General features: G+C 76.3%; 20 protein-coding genes and 1 pseudogene. 9 read left to right on the plus strand and 12 right to left on the minus strand.

All coding sequences use genetic code 11. From position 1 onward, the window contains the following. The first annotated feature begins 12 nt into the window (after nucleotides 1-12). The 4 genes from GJV82_RS02655 to GJV82_RS02670 all read left to right on the plus strand — a co-directional run bounded on the left by GJV82_RS02655 (nucleotide 13) and on the right by GJV82_RS02670 (nucleotide 2,705). Nucleotides 13-1,281: a hypothetical protein gene (locus GJV82_RS02655; protein ID WP_155098155.1), complete on the plus strand. Its 1,269-nt coding sequence runs from the start codon at nucleotides 13-15 to the stop codon at nucleotides 1,279-1,281. A gap of 61 nt (nucleotides 1,282-1,342) precedes the next feature. Beyond that, a complete protein-coding gene (locus GJV82_RS02660; protein WP_034604515.1) occupies nucleotides 1,343-1,903 on the plus strand; it encodes a universal stress protein in 561 nt (186 codons plus the stop codon). Then, entirely contained in the window at nucleotides 1,891-2,334 is a 444-nt protein-coding gene (locus GJV82_RS02665) for a FluC/FEX family fluoride channel (RefSeq protein WP_024840917.1), read from the plus strand. Before GJV82_RS02660 ends, GJV82_RS02665 begins: the two co-directional genes overlap by 13 nt. Then, nucleotides 2,331-2,705 carry a fluoride efflux transporter FluC gene (locus GJV82_RS02670; protein WP_024840918.1) on the plus strand — a complete coding sequence of 125 codons (375 nt, stop codon included), beginning with the start codon at nucleotides 2,331-2,333 and terminating at the stop codon, nucleotides 2,703-2,705. The genes GJV82_RS02665 and GJV82_RS02670 overlap by 4 nt, the downstream gene beginning before the upstream one ends. A 22-nt stretch (nucleotides 2,706-2,727) precedes the next feature. Here GJV82_RS02670 and GJV82_RS02675 read toward each other — a convergent pair whose 3' ends face one another. From GJV82_RS02675 to GJV82_RS02700, 6 genes are all read right to left on the minus strand, one after another. Beyond that, on the minus strand, nucleotides 2,728-3,333 hold the full coding sequence (locus GJV82_RS02675; protein ID WP_155098156.1) for a flavodoxin family protein: 606 nt from the start codon (nucleotides 3,331-3,333) through the stop codon (nucleotides 2,728-2,730). A 117-nt stretch (nucleotides 3,334-3,450) separates the two neighbouring features. Beyond that, nucleotides 3,451-3,849: a PRC-barrel domain containing protein gene (locus tag GJV82_RS02680; protein WP_318657204.1), complete on the minus strand. Its 399-nt coding sequence runs from the start codon at nucleotides 3,847-3,849 to the stop codon at nucleotides 3,451-3,453. Then, a complete protein-coding gene (locus GJV82_RS02685; protein WP_024840921.1) occupies nucleotides 3,846-4,262 on the minus strand; it encodes a hypothetical protein in 417 nt (138 codons plus the stop codon). Before GJV82_RS02685 ends, GJV82_RS02680 begins: the two co-directional genes overlap by 4 nt. Continuing rightward, nucleotides 4,259-5,488 (minus strand): NRAMP family divalent metal transporter, encoded by a 1,230-nt coding sequence (locus tag GJV82_RS02690; protein ID WP_024840922.1) that lies wholly within the window; start codon nucleotides 5,486-5,488, stop codon nucleotides 4,259-4,261. Before GJV82_RS02690 ends, GJV82_RS02685 begins: the two co-directional genes overlap by 4 nt. Further along, on the minus strand, nucleotides 5,485-5,988 hold the full coding sequence (locus tag GJV82_RS02695) for a hypothetical protein (protein ID WP_155098157.1): 504 nt from the start codon (nucleotides 5,986-5,988) through the stop codon (nucleotides 5,485-5,487). The genes GJV82_RS02690 and GJV82_RS02695 overlap by 4 nt, the downstream gene beginning before the upstream one ends. A gap of 100 nt (nucleotides 5,989-6,088) precedes the next feature. Continuing rightward, nucleotides 6,089-7,105, minus strand: coding sequence for a zinc-binding dehydrogenase (locus GJV82_RS02700; RefSeq protein ID WP_318657205.1), 1,017 nt, complete (start codon nucleotides 7,103-7,105; stop codon nucleotides 6,089-6,091). Between the two features lie 187 nt (nucleotides 7,106-7,292). Between GJV82_RS02700 and GJV82_RS02705 the strand changes: the two genes are divergently transcribed. Further along, nucleotides 7,293-7,937, plus strand: coding sequence for a PAS and ANTAR domain-containing protein (locus GJV82_RS02705; protein ID WP_155098159.1), 645 nt, complete (start codon nucleotides 7,293-7,295; stop codon nucleotides 7,935-7,937). Between the two features lie 27 nt (nucleotides 7,938-7,964). Here the strand turns inward: GJV82_RS02705 and pdxR are convergent, their stop codons facing one another. Continuing rightward, on the minus strand, nucleotides 7,965-9,443 hold the full coding sequence (pdxR, locus tag GJV82_RS02710; protein ID WP_155098160.1) for a MocR-like pyridoxine biosynthesis transcription factor PdxR: 1,479 nt from the start codon (nucleotides 9,441-9,443) through the stop codon (nucleotides 7,965-7,967). Nucleotides 9,444-9,488: 45 nt separating this feature from the next. On the opposite strand from pdxR, the gene GJV82_RS02715 reads away from it, so the two are divergent. Beyond that, nucleotides 9,489-10,013, plus strand: coding sequence for a carboxymuconolactone decarboxylase family protein (locus tag GJV82_RS02715; RefSeq protein WP_024840927.1), 525 nt, complete (start codon nucleotides 9,489-9,491; stop codon nucleotides 10,011-10,013). 40 nt (nucleotides 10,014-10,053) lie between these two features. On the opposite strand, the gene GJV82_RS02720 is transcribed toward GJV82_RS02715, so the two are convergent. Further along, entirely contained in the window at nucleotides 10,054-10,926 is an 873-nt protein-coding gene (locus GJV82_RS02720; RefSeq protein ID WP_024840928.1) for an alpha/beta hydrolase, read from the minus strand. A 180-nt stretch (nucleotides 10,927-11,106) separates the two neighbouring features. Between GJV82_RS02720 and GJV82_RS02725 the strand changes: the two genes are divergently transcribed. Both GJV82_RS02725 and GJV82_RS20925 read left to right on the plus strand, forming a co-directional pair. After that, on the plus strand, nucleotides 11,107-12,519 hold the full coding sequence (locus GJV82_RS02725; RefSeq protein ID WP_318657206.1) for a BTAD domain-containing putative transcriptional regulator: 1,413 nt from the start codon (nucleotides 11,107-11,109) through the stop codon (nucleotides 12,517-12,519). A gap of 594 nt (nucleotides 12,520-13,113) precedes the next feature. Continuing rightward, nucleotides 13,114-15,084, plus strand: a pseudogene (locus GJV82_RS20925) (DUF7507 domain-containing protein); the annotation flags it as partial. 243 nt (nucleotides 15,085-15,327) lie between these two features. Here GJV82_RS20925 and GJV82_RS19330 read toward each other — a convergent pair. From GJV82_RS19330 to GJV82_RS02745, 4 genes are all read right to left on the minus strand, one after another. Continuing rightward, the gene (locus tag GJV82_RS19330; protein WP_318657224.1) at nucleotides 15,328-16,194 is read right to left on the minus strand and encodes an anti-sigma factor; all 867 of its coding nucleotides are present in this window, start codon (nucleotides 16,192-16,194) and stop codon (nucleotides 15,328-15,330) included. Further along, nucleotides 16,178-16,888: an RNA polymerase sigma factor gene (locus GJV82_RS02735; protein ID WP_155098162.1), complete on the minus strand. Its 711-nt coding sequence runs from the start codon at nucleotides 16,886-16,888 to the stop codon at nucleotides 16,178-16,180. The genes GJV82_RS19330 and GJV82_RS02735 overlap by 17 nt, the downstream gene beginning before the upstream one ends. Beyond that, entirely contained in the window at nucleotides 16,885-17,364 is a 480-nt protein-coding gene (locus tag GJV82_RS02740) for a class F sortase (RefSeq protein ID WP_318657207.1), read from the minus strand. The genes GJV82_RS02735 and GJV82_RS02740 overlap by 4 nt, the downstream gene beginning before the upstream one ends. 233 nt (nucleotides 17,365-17,597) lie before the next feature. Further along, nucleotides 17,598-18,473, minus strand: coding sequence for a DUF4397 domain-containing protein (locus GJV82_RS02745; protein WP_155098163.1), 876 nt, complete (start codon nucleotides 18,471-18,473; stop codon nucleotides 17,598-17,600). A gap of 223 nt (nucleotides 18,474-18,696) precedes the next feature. On the opposite strand from GJV82_RS02745, the gene GJV82_RS02750 reads away from it, so the two are divergent. After that, on the plus strand, nucleotides 18,697-23,808 hold the full coding sequence (locus GJV82_RS02750; RefSeq protein ID WP_155098164.1) for a glycoside hydrolase domain-containing protein: 5,112 nt from the start codon (nucleotides 18,697-18,699) through the stop codon (nucleotides 23,806-23,808). Nucleotides 23,809-23,864 lie beyond the last annotated feature (56 nt).

Below are 23,864 nucleotides of genomic sequence, written 5' to 3' on the forward strand. Positions count from 1 at the left end.
GGACCCTCCCCGATGTCCCACCCCACCCAGCCGTACGAGCCGGTCGACGACCAGACCGTGATGCGGCCGCCGCGACGGTACGGGGACCCGGGGGCCGCACCGGGGGCCGGTGCGCCGCCCGGACCGCCGGCACCGCCGTCGCCCGCCCCGGCGCCGTACCCGCCCGCGTACGGCACGCCGCACGTGCAGGCGCCCTACGGGACGGACCCGTACGGGCCGCTGCGCGGCGGCACGGCGTGGGGCTACGACGGCGGCGACCCCCACGCGACGCTCCCGCCCGCGCACACCGGGGCGACGTGGCCGCCCGCCGGGGCGACGCCCGGGCACGCGGGCGCCGGTCCCGTGCACGACGCGCCCGTCGACGCGACGGTCGTGCCGGGCGCGCTCGCCCCGCCTGCGGACCCGTACGCGTTCTCCCCGTACGCGCCCCCGACCGGTCGCGGCCCGCGCCCGTGGCTCGTCCCGACCCTCGTGGGCGTCGGCGCGTTCGTCGTCGTCGCGGGCGGGCTCGGCGTCTGGCTGGGGCTGCGCGACGACGCCCCGCCGGTGGACGTGACCGTCACCGCGGAGCCCGACCCCGCCACCCCGGCGGCGCCCGCCGACCCGGTCGATCCCGACCCGGCGCCGTCGGGCACCGGCGGCGCGGACGCCGAGGACGACGACGAGCCCTGGCTCGACGTGCAGTACCGCGCCGGGGCGGAGATGGACCCCGCGTCCGGGCCGGACCTCGCGCCGATGTCCTGGGAGTTCTTCTCCGACAACGACTACCGCGTCAACGGGGACCGCATCGCGCTCACGGCGCGGCGCGACTTCGCGTGCGACGACCTGCCCGCGATCCCCGCGGTCGAGTCGTTCGCGGACGTGTGCCAGGGCGGCTTCGAGGCGCGCGTCGTGTCCCACGACGGGGCCACGGTCGCGCTCGACGCCGTCGTCGTCGAGGTCGGGTCGGTCGAGGAGGCGGACCGGGTCGCCGCGGCGTACGACGCCGCCGCGGACGGCGACCCGGCCGCGGACACGAGCGGCCCGGCGCACCCGACGCTCGCCGCCGCGGTCCCGCAGCCGGGGTTCGAGGCGTCGTACGCCGTGCTCGACGCGGGCGAGGGGCCGGGCGTGCTGCTGTCGACCGGGAGCGTCGTGCTGCTCCTGCGGCTCGGGATCGACGACGGGATCGAGCGCGAGCAGCTGCTGCCGGTCGCGCAGGCCGTCGGGCTCGTCGTGACCGACCACGAGGTCGCGCAGAGCTTCGGTGAGAAGCCGCTCGCGAAGACGAAGGCCGGCTGAGCGCCCGCCGGACCCGCTCGGTAGCCTGGTCCGGCGGGGCCCCGCGCGTGGAGGAGGACCCATGAGAGCACGCCCGCACGCGGGCCCGGTGCCGCAGCCGGCGCTCGACCGGATGGTCCCGTTCGCCGGGCACGCCGTCGTGGTCGGCGTCGTCCCGGGCGGCCACCCCCTCGTGGTGCGCACGGCCGCGGCCTGGGCGGCGGCCGCGGACGGCCGGCTCGTCGCCGCCTACGCCGACACGTCGCGGCACGTGGTCGCCGAGCACGCGGACGGGTCCGTGACGCACGCGCCCCTCGACCCGGACCACGCCGACGACGCGTGGCAGGACGTCGAGGCACGCCTGCGCGCCGAGGTCGAGGAGCACGTGCGCGGCTCGGGCGTCCCGTGGGACCTGCGCTACCTCGCCGGCCGTCCCGACCGCGCGCTGACCCACCTCGCGCGCGCCGTCGACGCCGCCGTGATCGTCGTCGGCACGCGGTCGCCCGGGACGCTCGCGCTGGCCCGCGAGCTCGTCGAGGGCTCCGTCGCGCTGCACCTCGCGCACCACCAGCACCGTCCCGTGCTCACGGTCCCGCTCACCGTCGTGGACTGGGAGGAGATCCGCGCGCCGTGGGAGACGTGACACGCCCGACGCCGCTGCTCGCGCTCGCGGGCCTCGTCGCGGCGGGGGGAGCGGTCGGCACGACGGCGCGCGCGCTGCTCGAGCACGCGTTCGCGCCCGCGCCCGGGGCGTGGCCGTGGACGACGTCCTGGATCAACCTCGCCGGGTCGTTCGTGCTCGGCGCGCTCCTCGAGACGCTCCTGCGCTCCGGCCCGGACACGGGACGGCGGCGCGCGGTGCGCCTCGGCTGCGGCACGGGCGTGCTGGGCGGGTTCACCACGTACTCGACGTTCGTCGTCGAGGTCGAGCGCCTCGCGGACGGCGGGCACGTCGCGCTCGGCGCCGCGTACGGGCTGGGGAGCGTCGTGCTCGGCGTCCTCGCCGCGCTCGGCGGGATCGCCCTCGCCGCGGCGGTCCGGCGGCGCGCGACCCGGGGCGGTGGGGCCCGGTGACGCCCACGGACCTGGTCCTCGTCGCCGTCGCGGGCGGTCTGGGCGCGGCGGCGCGGTTCCTCCTCGACACGCTCGTCGCGCGGCACAACCGCTCGTCGACGCCGCTCGGCACCGTCGTCGTCAACGGCACCGCGTGCTTCCTGCTCGGCCTGCTGACGGGGTGGGGCGTGACGCACCACGGCAGCGGCGACGTCGTGGCCGTGCTCGGGGTCGGGTTCCTCGGCGGCTACTCGACGTTCTCCACCGCGAGCGTCGAGGCCGCGCGCCTGCTCCTCGCGGGGCGCGGCGCGGTCGCGCTCGTGCACGCGCTCGGGATGCTCGTCCTGTGCCTCGCGGCCGCGGTCGCGGGGATCGCGCTGGGCGGTGCGTGACCGCCGGTCGGGGCCTCGCCTGTCACGAGCCCGGGGCGGGCACGGGCCGCGCCTCGAGCGCGGACGCCACGGCGTGCAGGTTGTGCGCCATGAGCCGCCCGGTCTCGCGCGCCCACTCGTGGCCGTGGCCGGTCTGCACGTAGTCGGGCCCGGGGCCCGGACCCTGGTTCCAGTACGTCCACGCCTGACCCGGGATCGTGTACCCGATGTCGGCGAGCGCACCGCTGATCTCCGAGATGACGTGGTGCGCGCCGTCCTCGTTGCCCGTCACGACCACCCCGGCGACCCGGCTGTACGCGACCGGGACGCCGTCGGCCCCTTCCTCGAAGATCATCGCGTCCATGCGCTCGAGCATGCGCTGCGCGACGGACGACGGCCGCCCGAGCCACGTCGGCGTCAGCACCACGAGGATGCGCGCGTCCAGGAGCCGCTCGTGCACGCGCGGCCACGCGTCGCCCTCGCCGAGGTCGGTGACGACGCCGGGCGGGACGTCGAGGTCGACGAGCCGGACGTGCTCGACCTCGACACCGCGTCCCTGGAGCTCCTCGGCGACCACGCGCCCGAGCGCCTCGGTGTTGGACGGTTCCGGTGACTTCTTGAGCGTGCAGCTCACGAACAGGGCCTTCATGGGACCTCCCGCTGCGCCGGACGGTGTCCGGGACGGCAGACGGCGGCTGCCTCACCGTCCCCACCAGCGTCAGGTGCCCGCGCCCCGCTCGCAACGCGCGGGCACGCGCGGCTCGGGTCAGGGGAGCGCGGCGTCCTCCTGGCGGTAGCCCGCCGCGAGCCGCACCTCGCCCGGCCCGACGGCGGCGACGTCCTCCCACGGCACGAGGAACGTGCCGCGGTGCCGCCGGCGCACGAGCTGGGGCACGGGCCACGGCGCGGTGACGCCCGTGCGCTCGTACCCGAGGAGCGGCGCGCCGGAGCGCGGGCTCACGAGGATCCCCACGACGCGCGCGCGCCCGACGCGGTCGCGTCGGCGGACCTGCGCGCTGAGCGCGCGGGCCTCGCGGTCCGGGTCGTCGGGGGACGGGTCGTCGCCGCGCAGGGTCTCGAGCGCGAGCCGCACGTCGACGACCGTCCCGAGGTGCTCGCCCCCGGGCCCGCGGACCCGCGCGTCGAGCAGGTCGCCGAGGATCACGAGGCCTCCTCCGGGTCGTGCCGCCCACCCGGGATGCGTCCGACGACGTGCTCGCGCAACCAGCCCTCGGGCCAGTGCACGTCGAGGGAGTCGGCCCGGACGGTGAGCTCGAGCGCCGTGCCCACGTGCCCGACGTCGCGCCACGGGACACGCTCCCAGCGCGACGCGGGAGGGCGCCCGCCGAGGAGGCGGGTGACGAGCACGGGTCCGGTGAGGATCGCGCCGAGCTCGGCCGGCTCGCCGGGGGCGGCGTCGCGCGGCGCGTCGTCGTCCCGCGCGTCGGCGGCGACGAGCTCGAGGTCGTCGACGGTGGTCACGGGCTCGCCGTCCACGTCGAGCACCTGGCGGCTGAGCAGGTGCAGGCGTGCGTCGACCACGCGGACGCCCGCGCCCGACGACGACTCCCGGCTCACGAGCCTGCTCCCGTCGCGATCATCAGGGGGATCGCCGCGACCGCTGCCACGACGACGATCACGAGGTACACCATGCCCAGCGCGTTGGTCACGCGCCCGTTGACGTGCTCGCCCATGTACTCCGGGTCGTTGGCAACGAGCAGGATCGGCACGTACGTGAGGGGCAGCGCGACGGCGGAGAACACGACCGACATCTCGGTGACCGTCACCGGGTCGACGCTCGTCATGAGGATCCCGACGGCGAGCAGGAGCGCGACGACCATCGTCAGGTGGAACCGCGCGGCCCGCGCCGGGCGGCGGAACTTGCCCCACGACCAGCCGAGGTACTGCGCGAGCGTGTACCCGCTGGACAGCGCGGTCTCGAGCGCCGCGCCGAACGTCGCGGCGACGATCCCGACGATCACGACCGCGAGCAGCAGCGTCCCGCCGGCCTGCGCCACGGGCAGCACGATCTGCGACAGCGACGACACCTCGATCCCGGCGGGCAGGAGCACGACGGCCGCGCACGCGGCGATCGCGACGGACAGCAGGCCGCCGAGCGGGAACCCGACGAGCACGTTGACCCGGTTCTGCGCGAGGTCCTTCGCGGTCCAGCCCTCCTCGACGGCGCCGGAGGAGAAGAAGAACACCTCGTACGGCGTCATCGCCGCGCCGAACAGCGCGACCGCGTAGTACCAGTACGTGGCGACGTGCTCGGTGGCCGGCGGTGACGGGGGCACGGCCTGGCGCACGAGCTCGCCCCAGTCCGGCCCCAGGAGGAAGAGCGCGACGCCGAACCCGACGAGGAGGAGCCCGAGCAGCCCGGCGACGTTCTCCATGACCTCGAACTTCACGCGCCACAGCACGAGCCAGACGGCGAGCGCCGCGACGGGGATCCACAGGCGCGGCTCGACGCTGCTCGCGAGGTGCAGCGCGAGCGCGATGCCGCCGACCTCGGCCGTGAGCGTGAGAAGGTTGATCGCGAACGACGCCGCGAGGTTCGCGCCCGCGGCGCGCGGGCCGAGGCGCTCGCGGATGATCTCGAACGTCGCGCGCCCGCTCACGGCCGCCACGCGGCCGGACATCGACGCGAAGAGGCAGATGCCGACCACGCCGACGACCACGACCCACACGAGCGACAGCCCGAACCGTGAGCCGACGACGGCGTTGGTCACGAGGTCGCCGATGTCGACGAACCCGCCGATCGCGGTGAGGATGCCGAGCGCGACGCCGAGGAGCTTCTTCACGCGCCACCCGCCAGGGCGAGCACGGCGTCGAGGTCGTCGGCCGCGCGCGCGAGGTCGGCCTCGAGCTCGGACGCCGTGAGCGGCACGGCACCGGACGTGGACAGGTCGCCGCCGGCCTCGCGCGCGACCCAGGCGCGTGCCGTGACGACCTCGGCCGTCGCGTCGGCGACGGCCGCGAGGCCAGCGTCGCGCTGCGCCGAGGAGACGTCGTCGGGCGGGACGAGGGTGGTCAGGGCCGTCGTGGACTCCTCGAGCACGCGCACCTGGTCGAGCACGGCGGCGTCCGCGACGGGCGTCGTCACCCGGTCGGCGTCGAGCAGGCTCACCGTGAGCCGCGTCGTCGCGACCGCGGACCCGGCCTGGGCCACCGCGTCGGCGACGGCGGCGGTCGCCTGCCCCGGCTCCTGGTGGCTCGCGACGGTGCAGCCCGCCGTCGAGGCGAGCGCGACCGCGAGGGTCAGCACGGCCCCGGACCGGGTGATGCGCGCGCGACGTCCCACGCCAGCGATCGTGCCGCGCCGGGCGGGTGCGCGCACGCGGGCGTCGTCGCGCCGCGGTCCCGGCCCCGTAGGGAGACGGCGCCCGTGCCCTCGGGCGACGTCAGGGGCGCAGCAAGGACTTGATCGCGCGGCGCTCGTCCATCGCGGCGTAGCCCTCCGCGGCGTCGTCCAGCGAGAGCTCGAGGTCGAACACGCGCGCCGGGTCGATGCGGCGCTCCAGCACGAGCTCGACGAGCTCCGGCAGGTACTGGCGCACGGGCGCCGGGCCGCCGCTCCAGTGGACGTGGCGGTAGAACATGTCGACCGCGGGCAGGTCGACGCCGTGCGGCAGCCCGACGACGCCGACGTGGCCGCCCGGCCGGACCGCGCCGAGGGCCTGCGTCATCGAGTCCTGCGTGCCGACGGCCTCGACGACGCTGTGCGCGCCGAGCCCGTCGGTGAGCTCGCGGACGCGCTCGACGCCCTCCTCGCCGCGCTCCGCGACGACCGCCGTCGCACCGAAGGCGCGCGCGAGCTCCTGGCGCGGCGCGTGCCGGCTCATCACGATCACCTGCTCGGCGCCGAGCTGCGCGGCCGCGAGCACGGCGAGCAGCCCGACGGCGCCGTCGCCCACGACGACGACCGCCTTGCCAGGCCCGGCCTCGGCCGCACGCGCCCCGAACCACCCGGTCCCGAGCACGTCGGACGCGGTGAGCAGACCGGGCAGCAGGTCGGCGTCGGGGCGCTCGGGCGTCGCGACGAGCGTGCCGTCGGCGAGCGGCACGCGCAGGAGCTCGGCCTGGGCACCGCGCACGGGCTCGCGGTGCACGCACGACGTCTGGTACCCGGCGCGGCAGATCGGGCACGTGTTGTCCGACGCGAAGAACGAGCCGACGACGAGCTGCCCGGGCCGCACGGTCCGGACGTCGGCGCCGACCTCCTCGACGGTGCCGACGTACTCGTGGCCCATCGCGACGGGTCGCTCGATCGGGTTGAGGCCGCGGTACGTCCACAGGTCCGACCCGCACACGCACGCGAGCTCGACGCGGACGATCGCGTCCGTCGGGGCGAGGAGGCGCGGGTCGTCGCGCTGCTCGACGCGGACGTCGTACGGGGCGTGGATGACGGTCGCGCGCACGGGGGCTCCCTCGCGGTCGGGGGACGTCGTCGGGCCGACGACGAGGACGGTCCGTCCACGGTACGACGCACGGCGCTCCCGTCGCCCGGCGTGAGGGGCCGTCGTCCTCGCGTCCGGTTGCAGGACGTGGGGGCCGGACTAGGCTCCCCTGAGCCACATCAGGACCTGGCACACGACCCGCTGAACGATGACGGAGACGACCATGTCCCTCGACGACCGCGTGACGCTGGACCCCCTGTCCCTGGGCGACACCACGACCCTCGGGCAGTTCCGCGTGGACCTCGCCACCGACACCTGGTGGTGGTCCCCGGAGACGTACGAGATGCACGGGTTCGAGCCCGGCGAGGTCGTTCCGACGACGTCGCTCGTGCTCGCGCACAAGCACCCGGAGGAGCGGGACCGGGTGAGCGACCTGCTGGGGAAGGCGCGCCGCGACGGCGAGCCGTTCTCGAGCATGCACCGGATCATGGACGCGCGTGGCCGTGAGCGGGTGCTCGTGATCGTCGGCCAGGGCCGGGTGGAGCCCGGCACGGACCGGGTCGTCGAGCTCCACGGCTACTTCGTGGACGTGACGCGGCCCCTGCGGGAGCAGGCCGAGCGCCAGGCACGGCAGGACATCGCGGCGGCGGCCCGCAGCCGCGGCCCGATCGAGCAGGCCAAGGGGATCGTGGGCGCGTCGCTCGGCGTGGGCACCGAGCAGGCGTTCGCGCTGCTGCGCCGCGTGTCCAACGACCGCAACGTCCGGCTCCGCGAGCTCGCGCTGCGCGTCGTCGACGAGGGGACGCGCCCGCACGCCGACCGCATCCGCCGCGTCGTCTCGCTCCTGCGGTAGGCCCGGACCTCCGCGGACCGGCGTCGGTCAGGTGCCGCGCGCCCGCGCCGCGACCGGCCGGACCGCGCGCACGAGCGCGTCGAAGGCCCGCTCGACCTGGTGGTCGCGCGGCGCGCCGTACCCGACGACGACGGCCGGGGCGCGCGCGTCCCGTGCGGTCCGGCCCGTGCTGCCGGAACCCCGCGGCGACGGGTCGGCCATGGAGGCGTCGACCGCGTAGGCGCCGAGCGGCAGCAGGTCGAGCCCGTCGCGCGCCGCCCGGGCGACCACCGCGTCCTCGTCGGCACCGGCCGGGAGCTCCAGCACCGCCTGGAGCCCCGCCGGCAGGCCGCGCAGGCGGCACCCGGGCAGGTGCTCGGCGACGACGGCGGCGAGGCGCTCGCGGCGCGTGCGGTACCGGGCGCGCGCCCGGCGCACCGCGCGGTCGTACTCGTGGTCGGCGAGGAACCGGGCGAGGGTGAGCTGGCCGACGCCGTCCGGCGACCCGCCGAGCACGCGCCGCTGCGCGACCACGTCGTCGAGCAGTCCGGCCGGCACCGCGCCCCACGCGAGCCCGACGCCGGGCGCGAGCGCCTTGCTCGCCGTCCCCGCGTAGACGACGTGGTCGGGCGCGAGCGCCTGGAGCGCACCGACGGCCCGGCGGTCGTACCGCAGCTCGCCGTCGTAGTCGTCCTCGACGACGGTCGCGCCCGTGCGTGCCGCCCAGGCGACGAGCGCGCCGCGGCGCGCGGGGGACAGGGGCACCCCGGTGGGGAACTGGTGGGCGGGTGTGAGCAGCACGGCGTCGACGCGCGCGACGTCGAGCGCGGCGACGTCCGCCCCGCCGTCGTCGACGGGCAGTGCCACGACGTCGAGGCCCGCGGCCCGCAGGACGGCCCGGTGGGCCCCGTGCCCGTACTGCTCGACGGCGACGCGCCGCGCACCGCGCGCGGCGAGGGCCCGGGCGACGAGCGCGAGCAGGTCGGCGAACCCGTGCGTCACGACGGTCCGGTCCGCGTCGGTGCGCACCCCGCGGGCCCGCCCGAGGTACGCGGCGAGCGCCGCCCGCAGGGGGAGGACACCCCGCGGGTCGAGGTAGCCGAGTCCCGCGTCCGGTGCGTCCGCGAGCGCGCGGCGCGCGGCGGCGAGCCACGGCCCGCGCGGGAACCCGGTCGGGTCGGGGATGCCCGCGCGCAGGTCCAGCGGGAGGCGGCGGGGCGCGGCCGGGGCGGGGGCCGCCGTCGGCCCGACGACGCGGTGCGCGACCCAGGTCCCGGCGCCGACGCGCGACTCGAGCCAGCCCTCGGCGGCGAGCTGCGCGTACGCGTCGGCGACGGTCCCGCGCGCGACACCGAGGTCCGCGGCGAGCGCTCGCCCCGCGGGCAGGCGCGTGCCGGGGGCGAGGCGGCCGTCGAGCACGGCGTCGCGCAGCGCGTCCTGGAGCGAGCGCGCGGGCCGCGTGGGCGAGAGCGCGACGTGCAGGTCGAGGGCGCCCGCGTGCGACGGATTGGCCTGGGTTTCTCCCATGCGATTGCACTGTAGCCCTGGGCCGCTCGCTCGTAGCGTCGAGGCATGACGACCACGACCGACACCGCCCACGCCACCGCGACCGCCGCCGACGCGCCCGTCGCCGTCCCCGCCCGCTTCGACGTCGAGGCGCAAACGCCCGACCTCTACGCCGCCGTCGTGGCGGTCGACAAGGCCGCCGCCGCGGAGGCGGAGCGCGCGGGGATCTCCCCCGTCCTCGCCGACCTCGTCCGCCTGCGCGCGTCGCAGCTCAACGGCTGCGCGTACTGCGTCGACCTGCACACGCGCACGGCGCGCCGCGCGGGCGCGGACGAGCAGCTCCTCCAGGCCGTCGCCGTGTGGCGCGAGTCGGGCTTCTTCACGGCCCGCGAGCGTGCGGCGCTCGACCTCACCGAGTCCGTCACGCGCCTGTCGGAGACGCACGTGCCGGACGACGTCGCGCGCGCCGCGCTGGACGCGCTCGGCGAGCAGGGCACGGCCGCGGTGCTCGCCGTGCTGGTCTCTATCAACGCGTGGAACGCGCTCGCCGTGACCTCCCGCGCGTGGGCCCCGGAGCGCCGCCCGCGCTGACGGCGCGCCCGCCCACGGCCCGGTGCTCGCCGTCGTGCGCTCAGCGGGCGGCGAGCGCCCGGACGACCGCGGCGACGTCGTCGGGCGCCTCCTCGGCCATGAAGTGCCCGGCCGTCGTGGTGAGGTGCTCCAGGTCGGGGGCCCAGCGGCGCCAGACGCCCGCGGCGTCGTACCCGAGCTGCGCGCCCCAGTCCTGCTGCACCACGGTGACGGGCATCGCGAGCCGGTCGCCGGCGTCGAGCGACGCCTGGTCGTGCTCGACGTCGACCGTCGCGGTCGCCCGGTAGTCCGCCACGATCGAGTCGACCGCGCCGCGGCTCGCTGCGAGGTAGTGCGCGCGGACGTCGGCGGGGATCGCGGCCGGGTCCTGGGTCCACGCGTCGAGGAAGTGCCCGAAGAACGCGTCGGCGCTCGCCCGGATCATCGTCTCCGGCAGGCCCGGGGGCTGCGCCATGAGATAGAGGTGGAACGCCACGGCCGCGTCCACGCCGTGCAGCACGCCCCACGTGTCGAGCGTGGGGACGACGTCCAGGACGCCGAGGTGGCTCACGCGGTCCGGGTGGTCGAGCGCGGCGCGGAACGCGACGAGCGCGCCGCGGTCGTGGCCGACGAGCACGAACCGGTCGATCCCCAGGGCGTCGGCGAGCGCGACGACGTCGGCGCCCATCGTGCGCTTGGCGTACACGTCGGGCGTGGTCGCGGCCGGCTTGCCGCTGTCGCCGTAGCCGCGCAGGTCCGGCACGACGACACGGTGGTCCCGCGCGAGGTCGGTCGCGACGTGCCGCCACATGTGGCGGGTCTGGGGGAACCCGTGGAGCAGGACCACGGGCGTGCCGGCGCCCGCGGTCTCGGCGTGCAGCGCGACGCCGGGGGCCACCTCGACGGTGCGGGTCTCGAAGCCGGGGATGTGCATGGGGAAGTCCTCTCTCGGGCGGTTCTCAGGCGTGCCGGGCGCGCCCGGCGGCGCGTCGCCCGGGTGTGCCCGGCCGGCGCGTCGCCATCCTCCGCGTGGCGGATCAGCGTCCGATCAGTGCCGCGGGCCGACCGGCCCGCGGTCGCGCCGTGCGGGTGCGGGTGCGGCGAGAATGGCGGGGTGGAGCTGCGCGTCGAGGTGCTCGGGCCCGTCCGCGTGCTGCGCGACGGCGCGGAGGTCGACCCGGGCGGGCCGCGCCAGCGCGAGCTCCTCGCGCGCCTGGCCGCCGCCCGAGGGCGCCCCGTGCCGTTCGACCGGCTCGCCGACGACCTGTGGGACCAGCCCGGCGCGGGGACCGGCGACCGGCGCGGCGCGCTCGCGACGTTCGTCGGCGACCTGCGTCGCCGCCTGGAGCCCGACCGCGCCCCGCGCACGCCCCCGCGGGTCCTCGTCACCGCGCACGGCGGCTACGCGCTGCGGCTCCCGGACGACGCGCTCGACGCCGCACGCCTGGAGGCGGCCGTCGCCCGGGCGACGTCGCCGCCCGCGGCCGACGCGGCGTCGGGCACGACGCGCGCGCTGGAGGACGCCGTCGCGGCGTGGCGCGGGGAGCCGTACGGCGACCTGCCGGACCGGGCGTGGGTGCTCGCCGAGCGTCGGCACCTCGCGCAGGTGCACGCACGCGCGGTCGAGGCGCTCGCGGAGGGCCTGCTCGCCGAGGGCCGCACGGCACGGGCCGTCGCCACGCTCGACGCGCACGCCGCCGCGCACCCGTGGCGCGAGCGTGCCTGGGCGTGGGCCGCGGCCGAGGACGCCGTGGGCCTCGCGCGCGACCTCGGCGACCCGGGCACGCTCGCGCTCGCCCTCAACGCGCGGTTCCTCCAGTCGTTCCAGCGGCCCGGCGCGGGCGCCGAGCGCGAGCGGACCGGGGCCGAGCTCGTCGGGCTCGCGGACGCGCACGACCTGCCGACGTTCGCGATCCTCGGGCACCTCGTCCGGATGCAGGCCGCCGCCGGGGCCGGGCGCTTCGCCGACGCCGACGCGCACGCCGCGGCCGCCGAGGACGTCGCCGCGGGCTACGAGTCGCCCGTCGTGCCCATGCTCACCGCGTGGTACCGGGCGATGCGCGACGCCGAGACCGCCCCGCCCGACGTCGCGGCGCGCGCGTACCGCGCGGCCGACACCCTCCTCGCCGGGGTGCGCATGCCGGGCGTGCGCGACGGTCTCCTGCCGCTCGCGCTGCTCACCGTCCGGCTGCGGCACGGGCGCACGCTCACGGGGATCGCCGCCGACGGCCCGTACGCGCCGTGGGTCGAGCCGCTGCTCGCGCTCGACGCGGGCGACCGCGACGCCGCCGCGGACCTCGCGCGCGCGGCGCCCGAGCCGCCCGCCGACCACCTGCGCGAGCTGCGGTGGGCGCTCGCCGCCGAGACCGCCGCGCGGCTCGGCGACGCCGACCTCGCGCGGCGCGCCCGCCGCGCCCTCGCGCGCACCCCCGACGAGCTCGCCGGCGCGGGCTCCGGACTCGTGTCCCTCGGGCCGGTCCGGCTCTGGCTCGACCGCCTCGACGGCCTCGGCAGCCGCCCGGCGTGAGCCGCCGTCGGCAGCGGGCACCTCGGCCCGCTCTTGGCGATCCGCCGCCGCTGCGCCACTCTGGTAGACGAGGGGTCCGCCGCGGGTGGCCCCCGTCGGCGAGGAGGCCGACCGGATGTTCCGCAACCGGTCGTTGCGCGGGGTCGTGCTCGGCACGGTCGCGCTCGCCCTCGCCGCTGTCCTGGTCCCGGCTCCCACCGCCGTCGCCATCCCGCCCTTCCCGATCGTCGACGACACCACCGGGACGCCGGGCGAGCTGAACGAGGCGTGGGACCGCGCGCGGTCAGCGGGGTCGACAACCCGGGCGGCACCTACACCGGGGACGGGTGGATGCGGCTGACCGACAACCGCGGCAACCTGGCGACGAGCCTGCTGTGGGACGTGCCGTTCCCCGCCACGACCGGCTTCACGATCGACGTCGACTACCGCCAGGCCGGCGGCAACCAGCACTGCCAGGGCGCCGCCGGGTGCCGGACCGGGGACGGGATGTCGGTGTACCTGGTCGACGGCGCGGTGGACGTCAGTCCCGGCGCGTTCGGGGGCGGGCTCGGGTACGCGGGCAACGAGGTCACGTGCGGCGTCGTGGGCGGGTACATGGGCATCGGGCTCGACGTGTACGGCAACTACGCCCGCCCCACGGCCTTCGCGGACGGCGGTCCTGGCGTGAGCCCGTCGACGCTCGGCATCCGCGGCTCCGGGACGCAGCCCTGCGACGCGGAGGCGAGCTACCCGTGGATCGACGGGGCGCCCGTGCCCGGCCTGTGGACCGGGGTCACCGGCTCGACGGCGGACCCGGCGGACGTCGACGGCTCGCTCTACCGGCACCTGCGCGTCGTCGTGCTGCCGCAGGGCGACGCGCGCGTCGTCACGGTCTACCTCAGCGCCCCCACGCCCAAGGAGCAGCCCCACGGCGCGCTCACCGAGGTCCTGCAGACGGACATCGCGTCCGTCCCGGGCCAGGTCGACCCGGCACCGACGTTGAAGCTCGGCTTCGGGGCGTCGACCGGCGGGGCGACGAACTTCCACGACATCCGCGACATCCGCGTGACCGCCCTCGCCGACGCGAGCATCACCACGTCGCTCGCGCCCGGGACGCCCGGGCGCCCAGACCTGCCGCCCGGGACGTTCCTGCCCGGGGACCCGGTCTCGTTCGTGGTCACCGCGACGAACGAGGGGCCCACGGCGATCGGCGACCCGCCCGACGGCGTCGCGCGCGTGCTCGACGACCTCTCGGAGCTCCCGATCGCGGACGTCACCTGGACCTGCACCCCGGTCGGCGACGCCGAGTGCGTGACGCCGGGCGGCACGGGGCCCGTGGTGCAGGCCGACTGGGTCGCCGCGGCGGGCAGCGGCGTGCAGCTCCTCGTCACCGGCACCGTCGCCCCGGACGCCTCGCCCGCGGACTACGCCAACGAGGCCGTCGTCCCCACGGACTTCGACGCCGGGACCGTGGGGCAGGACGGCACGCCCGTCCAGCTCGACGGGGGCGCGACCGACCCGGACACGAGCAACAACACCACGACCCTGCCGTTCGCCGTCGCCGGCCCGCTCTTCGCGCAGACGAAGACGGCCGCGCCGGCGCAGGTCGCCGTCGGCCAGCCCGTGACCTACACCGTCACGGTGCGCAACGACGGCCTCGCGCCCGGGACGGCGACCCTGCTCGACACGCCACCCGGCATTGTCGTGGTCACCGAGGCGACGTGCTCCGCGAGCGCCGACGGCGTGTGCACCGTCGCCGTCGCCGACGGCACCGTGACGGGCATGCTCGGCCTCGACCCGGGGCAGGAGGCCACGTTCGTCCTCACCGGCACCGCACAGGCCGTCGGCGACGCCACGAACGCGGCCACCGTCACGCCGACGACGCCTGGCTGTGCCACGGGATGCGGCGGGGGGACCGCGACCGCCGTCGCGGACGTGCTCCCCACGTCGCTGGCCCTGACGAAGACCGCGACGGCCGACGGGCTGCCGGTCGTCGTCCTGAGCGCCGGGTCGCAGGTCGACTACACGTACGAGGTCGTCAACACCGGGCAGCTCCCGCTCGAGGGCCTGACGGTCGTCGAGACGGACTTCACGGGGGCGGGGACGCTCGCGCCCCCCACGTGCGCGCTGACGCGGCTCGAGCCCGGGGAGGGCACCACGTGCACGACCACCTACGTCGTGCAGCAGGAGGACGTCGACGCCGGGGGCTTCGTCAACGCCGCCGTCGCCGAGGCGACGGCGCCGGCCTCCACCGTGGTCACGCGGTCGGCCGAGGCGCGCCTGGCGCTGCCCGTACCCTCGCGGCCGGCGCTCGCCCTGACGAAGACCGCGACCGTGGTCGACGCCGACGCGGACGGCCGGGTCTCGGTGGGCGACACGGTCGAGTGGCGGTTCGTCGTGGCCAACACGGGGAACGCGACGCTCGCCGACGCCGCCGTCGCGGACGCGACGGCGGGGCCCGTCACGTGCGCGAGCACGACGCTGCTGCCCGCCGCGACCACCACCTGCACCGCACCCGGCCACGTGGTCACCGCCGCCGACGCGGCGCGCGGCCACGTCCGCAACACCGCCACGCAACACCGCCACCGCGAGCGCGACCGACCCCCTCGGGACGGTCGTCGAGTCCGCGCCGTCGACCGTGACCGTCCCCGTCGCGGCGCCGAGCGGCCCGCCGTCACCCGGGCCTGCCCCGGGTCCGGGATCGTCGTCGGGCCCGCTACCCAGGACGGGTGCCGACCTCGCCGCCGTGGCGGGTCTCGGCGCGGCGTTCGTCGTCGCGGGGGTCCTGCTCGTGCTCCGTCGCCGCTCCGGCGGGACGGCCGGGACGGGTTAGACGTCGAGCGGCCCCCGGACCACGGAGTCGCCCGAGTGCGACGGGTCGCCGTCGAAGTGCTCCTCGGAGACGTCGACCACGGGGAACTGCGCGAGGTCGAGGCCGTCGGGCACGTCGAAGCGGCCCTCCGTGCCGTCGAGCACGCCGAGGCTCACGAGGCCGCTGAGGTCCTCGGCGAGCAGCCACACCTCGCGGTAGGTGCCGTCGGGCGCGGGGGCGTCGAGGGTGACGACGACCTGCCGCCGACCGTCGGGCCGCTCCTCGACGCGCGCGTCGCCGCTCGCACCCTGCCAGTCGGGCAGCGCGTCGAGCGTCGCGCTCGCGACGGTCGTCTCGGGTGGCTCGGCCTCGCGACGCTCCCACAGGACGCCGCCGGCCACGCCGACGAGGAGCGCGGCGCACGCCGCGGCGGTGGCGGGCACCCAGCGGCGCCGGCGCCGAGGCTCGAACGGGACGACGACGCCCGTCGTGCCCGCGTCCGCGGTGCCCTGCCCGCGGGACTCGCCCCGTCCGGGGACGGGTCCGCCCGGCCGGTCGGGGCCGTCGCCGGGCGTGCGGCCGGGAGCGGCGAACGCCGGGGCGGCGGGCGCCGAGGCCGGAGCCGGGCCGGGGGGCGGGGCGTCGAGGTCGGCGCCCACCGCGGTCAGGCCGAGCTCGGCGTGCACGCGGGACCACACGGCGGGGGAGGGCGCGTCGAGGGCGTCGGGCGCGTCCGCGCCGTCGAACGTGCTTGCCACGCGCGTGAACCCGGCGACCGTCTCGGTGCACCGCGCGCAGGCGGACAGGTGGGCGCGCGCGTCGTCGTCGAGCACGTCCTCGCCGAGCGCGAGGAGCGCGAGGGTCTCGTCATCGATGTGCTGCACCGTCCACCTCCAATCGGTCGCGCAGCCGGATCAGGCTTCGTCGCACGTGACTCTTGACCGTACCGAGCGGGAGCCCCAGCTCCTCGGCGATCTGCACGTGGGTGAGGTCGCGGAAGAACGCCAGCTCCAGGATCGTCCGTCCCGGGTCGCCGAGCCGCCGCAGCTCGTCGGACAGCACGACCCGGTCCGCGACGCGGCCGACGTCGGTGTCCTCGGCCACGGTGGGACGCGGGTCCGTCGTCGCCGCCACGGCCTCCTGGGACCGGCGGACCCGGGTGCGGGACTCGTGCGCGTCGGCCACGGTGTGGCGCGTGATCCCGACGAGCCACGCGGGCAGTCGCGCCGTGTCCGGGTCGAACCGGGCCCGCCCGCGCCACGCCGCGACGAACACCTGCTGCGTCACGTCCTCGGCGTCGGCGCGCGAGCCGAGCGAGCGCAGGGCGATCGTGTGGACGAGCGCGGACCACCGCCGGTAGGCCTCGGCGAGCGCCTGCTCGTCGCCGTCCGCGAAGGCGCGCCCGAGGCGCCACAGGTCCGGGTCGGACGGCCCGGTGTCGGTCGGGTTCAGGACGGGTCCTCGGGGGTCGGCGCCGGCCGCCTGGGCGGGTGCGGCAAGCGGTGTCCAGCGATCGTAGCCCCGTGCTGCCCGCGCGCTCGTCGAACGCTCGGCGACGGGCAGCCGGGGCGCGGTCATTGTTCGGGCGTCGCGGTGACCACGACGTTGTCCGAGTAGGACCGGCGGTCCGGGTCCCACCGGCCCCCGCAGGTCACGAGCACGAGGCGGCGCTCGCCGTCGCGGTCGAAGAGCTCGTCGAGGGGCACCTCGGGCTTCGCGATGCTCCGCACGTCCGTCACCGTGTAGGTGAAGGAGGTGCCCGTCGCGTCCACGACCTCGACGCTCGTGCCCTCCGCGGCCTCCGCGAGCCGGGCGAACGGCCCCACGCCGTCCGGGTCGTCCACGTGGGCGGCGACGACCGTCGCGCCGGCGGGGCTCGCGGGTGCCGGGCCGAACCGGTACCAGGCCGCGACGTCGCCGCTCCCCGGGAGCGCCATCCGCCCGTCGGGGTCGACGCCCGCCGGCTCGACGGGCAGGTCGATCCCGAGGTCGGCGACGACGACGCGCGTGGGCGCGGGCGGCGCGGGCTCGGGCACGTCGCGGGCCGGTCGCACCGGGACTGACGTGGCGGGCGAGGGCGACGCGGCCCCCGCCCCGCCCCGGAGGGGGGCCGGGGCGGGCGGGGTGGCGGCCGACGGGCTCGCTGGCGCGTCGGCCGCCTCGTCGCCGGACGGCGGGGAGCATCCGGCGACGACCGCTGCGGTGACGAGCACCGCCCCCAGGAAGGTGCGGAGGCCGGCCCGCGCACCCCGGGCGGGGTGCGCGGGACCGGCGTGCGTGCGCAGGGTCATGCGGAGCGGTCGTCGCGGCCCGCGTGCGCGTGCTGCTCGCGCCACGAGCGCGCCGCCATGACGGACGCGGCGACGACGAGGAGCGCGACGAGCGACGCGCCGACGGTGATCGCGACGCCCGTGGCGGTGCTGCTCGGCGACTCGGCCGCGAGGCCCGAGAGGCCCGCCGGGACGCCCGACGGCGCGGAGTGCAGGCCCTCGACGGTCTGCGTCGCGAGCGCGAGCGTGCCGTCCTCGAGGCTGCCCCACGCGTAGGCGATCGTGTTGACGCCCTCGGCGACCGTGACGTCGGCCGGACCGAGCACCGGCTCGGTCGTGCCCGCGGCGGCGACCGACGCGGAGACGGTCCCGGCCGGGAGGTCGAGCACGGCCTCCTTCGGGTTCTCGAGGCTCGTGACCACGGCCTCGCCGCCCGCGAGCACGTCGACCGCGGGGGCGGCCGCGACGTGGCGCACGGTCAGCCGGCCCGCGCCGGCCGCCGTCGGCTCGGTCGAGTTGGTGAAGAGCGTCGCGGTCGGCGCGCCGGCCGCGTCGAGGTGGGCGACGGCCGTGTAGCTCGTGCCGGCGTCGAGCCGGAGGTCGACCGGGCCGATGACGGGCTCGCTCGCGTCCGCGGCGTCGGGCGCCGTGATCGCGACGCTGTAGGAGCCGGCGGGCAGGTCGAGCGGGCCGGCGAGGTCGCCGGGCTGGAAGTCGTCGAGCGTGAGCTCGCCGTCCACCCACACGTCCACGGGGGTGTCGGGCACGCCGTGCAGGACGGACAGGGAGGCGCCGTCGTCGGTGGCGGCCTGGGCGGGGAGCGCGAGGGCCCCGAGTGCGACGAGGCTGGTCGCCCCTGCGATCGCGACGCTGCGTCGTGCGGTGCGGTGCATGGTGTCCTCCGGTGTGCGGGCCCGGGCCGGTGCCGGGCGGTCGAGCTGTTGACACCCCCTCTTCCGGCGGGGACGCCGGTTCGGATGCACCCGAGACGGACTTCTTTCCGGCGCTCTCGACCGGGTGAGGAACGCGGGCGCGTCTTGAGGTCGTGACGCGCGCCACGTACGGTGTGCTTTCGAGGCGAAGCAGCCTCGGCACGACCCCCCAAGGAGAGTCCACGTGGCCAGAACACCCGCCGCGCGTCTTGACAGCGCTGTCAGATCCCGTGGGGACCACCCCGCACCCCTCCGTCGTCGGCCCGGCCTGCTGAGCAGCGCCGTCGCCGGCGCGCTCGCCGCGACGCTCGCCGTCGGTGTGCTTCCCGGCACGGCCTCGGCAGCCCCCGCCACGACCGCCACGACGGACGACCTCGCGTCGCTCGTCGACGTCTTCGTCGGCACCGAGGGCGACTTCGGCAACGACATGCCCGCGGCCCAGGCGCCGAACGGCCTCGCCAAGGTCAACCCGCGCACCACGCCGGGCCGCAACAACACCGGCTACGACTACGCACAGTCGAAGATCTCCGGCTTCACGCACACCAACCTCGACGGCGTCGGCGGCTCGGGGGGCGGCGGCGACATCCTCGTGGTCCCGACGTCGGGCACGTACACCGCCCGGCCCGGCACCGGCACGTACGCGCACCCGTTCTCGCACGACGACGAGGAGGCCGGCCCGGGCTACTACTCGGTCGGGCTCGGGAACGTCGCGGGCACGGACGGCGCGATCACCACCGCGCCCGGGACCATCGAGGCCGAGGTCGCGGCGACGACGCGCTCCGGTGTCCACCGCTACGCGTTCCCCGAGGGCGTCACGCCCAGCCTCGTCGTGGACCTCGAGACCAACAACACGAGCCGCACCACGTCGTCCGTCGAGGTCGAGACGCTCGACGACGGCACCGCCGCGCTGAGCGGCCACGTCACCGGCTACTTCTACAACGCGTCGTACACGCTGTACTACTACGCGCGCACGCTCCAGCCCGTCGCGGGGGTCACGACGTGGGGCGACGACGACAAGCTGGTCGACGCGACGTCGCAGGACGGCCGCGACACCGGCGCGATCCTCACGTTCGACCCGTCCGACGCGGGCGAGGTCGGGCTCCAGGTCACGCTGTCGCCGGTGAGCGTCGAGCAGGCGCGGACCGACCAGCAGGTCGAGCTCGGCGACCTGTCGTTCGACGAGGTCCGTGACCGCACGCGCGCCGAGTGGAACGCGACGCTGGGGCGCGTCGCGATCGACGCGTCGACCGCGACCGACCCGACGGGCGAGCTGCAGAAGCTCTTCTACACGCACCTGTACCGGATGTTCGCGATGCCGATGAACGCGACGAGCACGTCCGGCACGTACCGCGGCGTGGACGGCGCGGTGCACACCGCGCAGGGCTTCACGTACTACGACTCGTGGGCCACGTGGGACGACTTCCGCAAGTTCTCCGTCATCGCCTACATCGACCCGGCGCTGTACCGCGACATGGTGCAGTCGCTCGTCTACCTGTTCGCCGACGCCGAGGCGACCGGCACGGGCAGCGGCCTCGGCGGGTTCGTGCACTCGGTGCCGACGGTGCGCTGGGAGCGCTCGTCCGTCGTCGTCGCCGACGCGATCGCGAAGGGCTTCGAGGGCTTCGACCGCCTCGACGAGGCGTACCCGGCGCTCGAGCGGCTCGTCGGGCAGTACAGCGAGGCGGAGCTCGAGCGCGGCTACGTCGCCGGCAACCCCGGCGCGTCGGTGCAGCGCGGCTACGACCAGTACGGCCTGTCGGTCGTCGCGGACGCGATCGGCCTGACGGACGAGGCGGAGACGATGCGCGAGCAGGCGTCGTGGCCGATCGAGAAGCTCACGAAGCCGGGTGCGTGGACCGCCCCCGACGGCACGCCCGTCGGGCTCCTCACCCCGCGGGCCGCGGACGGCTCGTGGCAGAGCGCGGACTACGAGAAGTTCGAGGCGGCGAGCCTGTACCAGGGCACGCTGTGGCAGTACCACTGGTACGACGCGTACGACATGGACGCGCTCGTCGAGGCGATGGGCGGCCCCGAGGCCGCGCGGCTCGCGATGCGCCACATGTTCGGCGAGCACGCGCCGGACGACGGCAAGGCCATGCTGCACTCGAACGCGAACGAGATCGACCTGCAGGCGCCGTACCTCTTCAACTACACGGGCGAGCCGAGCCTGACGCAGAAGTGGACGCGCGCGATCTACACGAAGGAGACCTGGAACCGGTACATCGCGACCGGCTCCTCCAGCGCGGTCCCGAGCGGCGGGGGCGAGTTCACGCCGCCCGTGAAGACGAAGGTCTACCGCCTCGACCCGCGCGGCATGCTCCCCACGATGGACAACGACGCCGGCACCATGTCGACGATGTTCGTCGCCGCGGCCGTCGGGCTCTTCCCGGTGACCGCCGGCTCGTCGCAGTTCCAGATCGGCTCGCCGTTCTTCGACGCCACGACGATCACCTACGACGACGGCAACGCCTTCACGGTGACGGCCGACGGCGTCTCCGAGGACGCGTTCTACGTCCAGTCCGCGACGCTCGACGGCGCGGACTTCGGCAACACGTGGGTCGACTACCGGACCGTGATCGGGGGCGCCGACCTCGCGTTCCGGATGGGCACCGAGCCCAGCGACTGGGGCACGGGCACCGAGCCCGCGTTCTCGATGAGCACCGCGTCCGACGAGCCGGCGCAGGGCCCGCGCGTGAGCGCCGACCCGAGCACGGTCGAGACGGGCGAGGGCGGCGCGCTCGACGCGGCGGTCACGCTCACGCTCGACGGCGCGCGGTTCACCGCGGACGCCGGCACGGACCTCGTCGCGAGCGGCGCGGCGAGCGTCGTCGGGCTGCCCGACGGCGTCACCGCGGCCGTGACGGTCGCGTCGCCGACCGCGCTGACCGTCACGCTCACAGGGACGGCGTTCGCCGACGCGCGGTTCTTCGTCCACCTGCGTGACGAGGCCCTCGCCGACGGCGTCGCCGCGGCGTCCCTGCGCGGGCAGGGTGTGTCGGTGCTCTCGCCGCTGCGCCTGTCCGTCGCGGCCGCCGAGCGCGACGCGCTGGCCGAGCTCGTCGACGACGCGGTGCTCGTGCGCCACGGGAACTACTCGTCCGTGACGTTCGACCGGTTCTCCACCGCGCTGTCCACCGCGCAGGAGCTCCTCGCGGACGAGGCGGCGACGAGCGTCGCGCTGCGGTACGCCGCGGACCGGCTCGGTGCCGCGATCGACGCGCTCGACCTCACGGGCGGCGGGTTCCGCACGCTCGAGGCCGAGAAGTCGGAGGCGTGGTCCGGCGGCGAGCTGAAGAACGAGGCAAACAACTCGTCCGGGAACCTCGGCGGCGTCCGCTCCGGGTCGTGGGTCCAGTACCGCGACATGACGTTCGAGACCGCCGCGGGACCGGCGCAGCCGCGCTTCCTCACCGTCCGGTACGACACGAGCTTCGCCCCGACGGACACGCCCAGCACCGTGCGCGTGCACGCGGGCGAGATCGACGGCCCCGTGGTCGCGACCGTCGACCTGACGGGTACGAGCGGCTGGGGCAAGTACACCGAGGTGACGGTCCCGCTCGGAGACGTCCAGGCGCTCGTCGACGCGAAGGTCGTGACGTTCGAGCTCCTCGCGCCGTCCGGGCGCAGCTGGGTCGGCAACTTCGACTGGTTCCGGTTCGACGCCGAGGACCCGGCGACGACCCCCGGCGCACCGCAGTCGGTGACGATCGAGGCCGAGGACTGGACCGAGAACTCGGGCGGCGGGCTCAAGAACGAGTCCTCCACGTGGTCGACCGGTCCGGTGAAGAACGTCGGTGGCACCGCGGACGGCGACTGGCTCGCGTACGGGGAGGTCGACCTCGGCGACGTGCCGCTCGGCGAGCTCTCCGTGCACTACGTGCACAACTCGGGCCGGTCCGGGAACAACTCGGCGCTGTCGGTGTACCTCGACGAGTTCGACCCGGCGGACCCGGGCGAGCCGTTCGCGACCGTGCCGCTGCCCACGACGGGCCCGAACTGGACCGAGGACGGCGTCGCCACGATCGTCCTGCCGGAGACGGTGCAGGGCACGCACGAGGTGTTCGTCCGGCTGTCCACCGAGGCGTACGCCAACCACCCGTACGTGGCGAACCTCGACAGCATGACGTTCGCCCCGGGCGGACCGAGCAGGGTCGTCGTCGAGTCGGAGGCCTGGACCGAGAACTCGGGCGGCGGGCTGAAGAACGAGTCGTCGACGTGGTCGACCGGTCCGGTGACGAACGTCGGCGGCACCGCGGACGGGGACTGGCTCGCGTACGGCGAGATCGACCTCGGCTCGGGCTCGCTCGACCAGCTCTCGGTCCACTACGTGCACAACTCGAACCGGTCCGGGAACAACTCGGCGCTGTCGGTGTACCTCGACGAGTTCGACCCGGCCGACCCGGGCGAGCCGTTCGTCACGGTGCCGCTGCCGACGACGGGCCCGAACTGGACCGAGGACGGCGTCGCCACGGTCGACCTGCCGACCCCGGTGCGCGGCACGCACGAGGTGTTCGTGCGCCTGTCCACCGAGGCGTACGCCAACCACCCGTACGTCGCGAACCTCGACAGCATGACCTTCTTCACGGACGCCTACGAGACGGAGGTCCCGCCCGCGGACACCGCCGCGCTCGCGGGCCTCGTGGACGAGGCCGCCGCGTTCGAGGCCGAGGTCGAGCGGTACGTGTGGATCGACGCGCGCGTGTTCTCGCGCGAGCTCGCCGCGGCGCGCTCGCTGCTCGCCGCCACCGGCGCCAGCCAGGCGCAGGTCGACGAGCGGGCGCGACGCCTCGCGCTCGCGACCGACCAGCTCGTGCCCGCCGAGCGGCGTCGTCTCGAGAACCTCGTGACGAGCGCCGAGGCCCTGACCGACGAGGGGTACAGCCCCGAGTCGTGGCAGGCGTTCCGCGACGCGCTCGCGGCGGCGACCGCGACGCGCGACGACGCGTCGGCGTCCGACGAGGCGCTGCGCGACGCACGCCTCGCGCTCCAGGGCGCGATCGACGCCCTGGAGGCGCCGGGCGACGTCGAGCTCGTCACGGTCGAGGTCAGCCCGCGCTGCCTCGCCGGGAAGCCGTACGTCGCGGTCCGGGCGACCAACACGTCCGACGGGCCGGTGGACGTGCAGCTCGCGAGCGCGCTCGGGTCGAAGTCGTTCGCCGCGGTCGCGCCGGGTGCGAACGCGTACCAGTCGTTCGCGGCCAGGACGGCGACGGGCGACCTCGTGGTCACCGTGACCGCGACGGGCGAGGACGGCGAGCAGACGGTCGAGCAGACGGTGACGATCCCGACCTGCTGACCCGACCGGACGCGTGCCCGCGTCGTGGCCTCGTGCCGCGACGCGGGCACGCGCGC

The sequence above is a fragment of the Cellulosimicrobium composti genome (assembly GCF_009711085.1).
Lineage (GTDB): Bacteria > Actinomycetota > Actinomycetes > Actinomycetales > Cellulomonadaceae > Cellulosimicrobium > Cellulosimicrobium composti.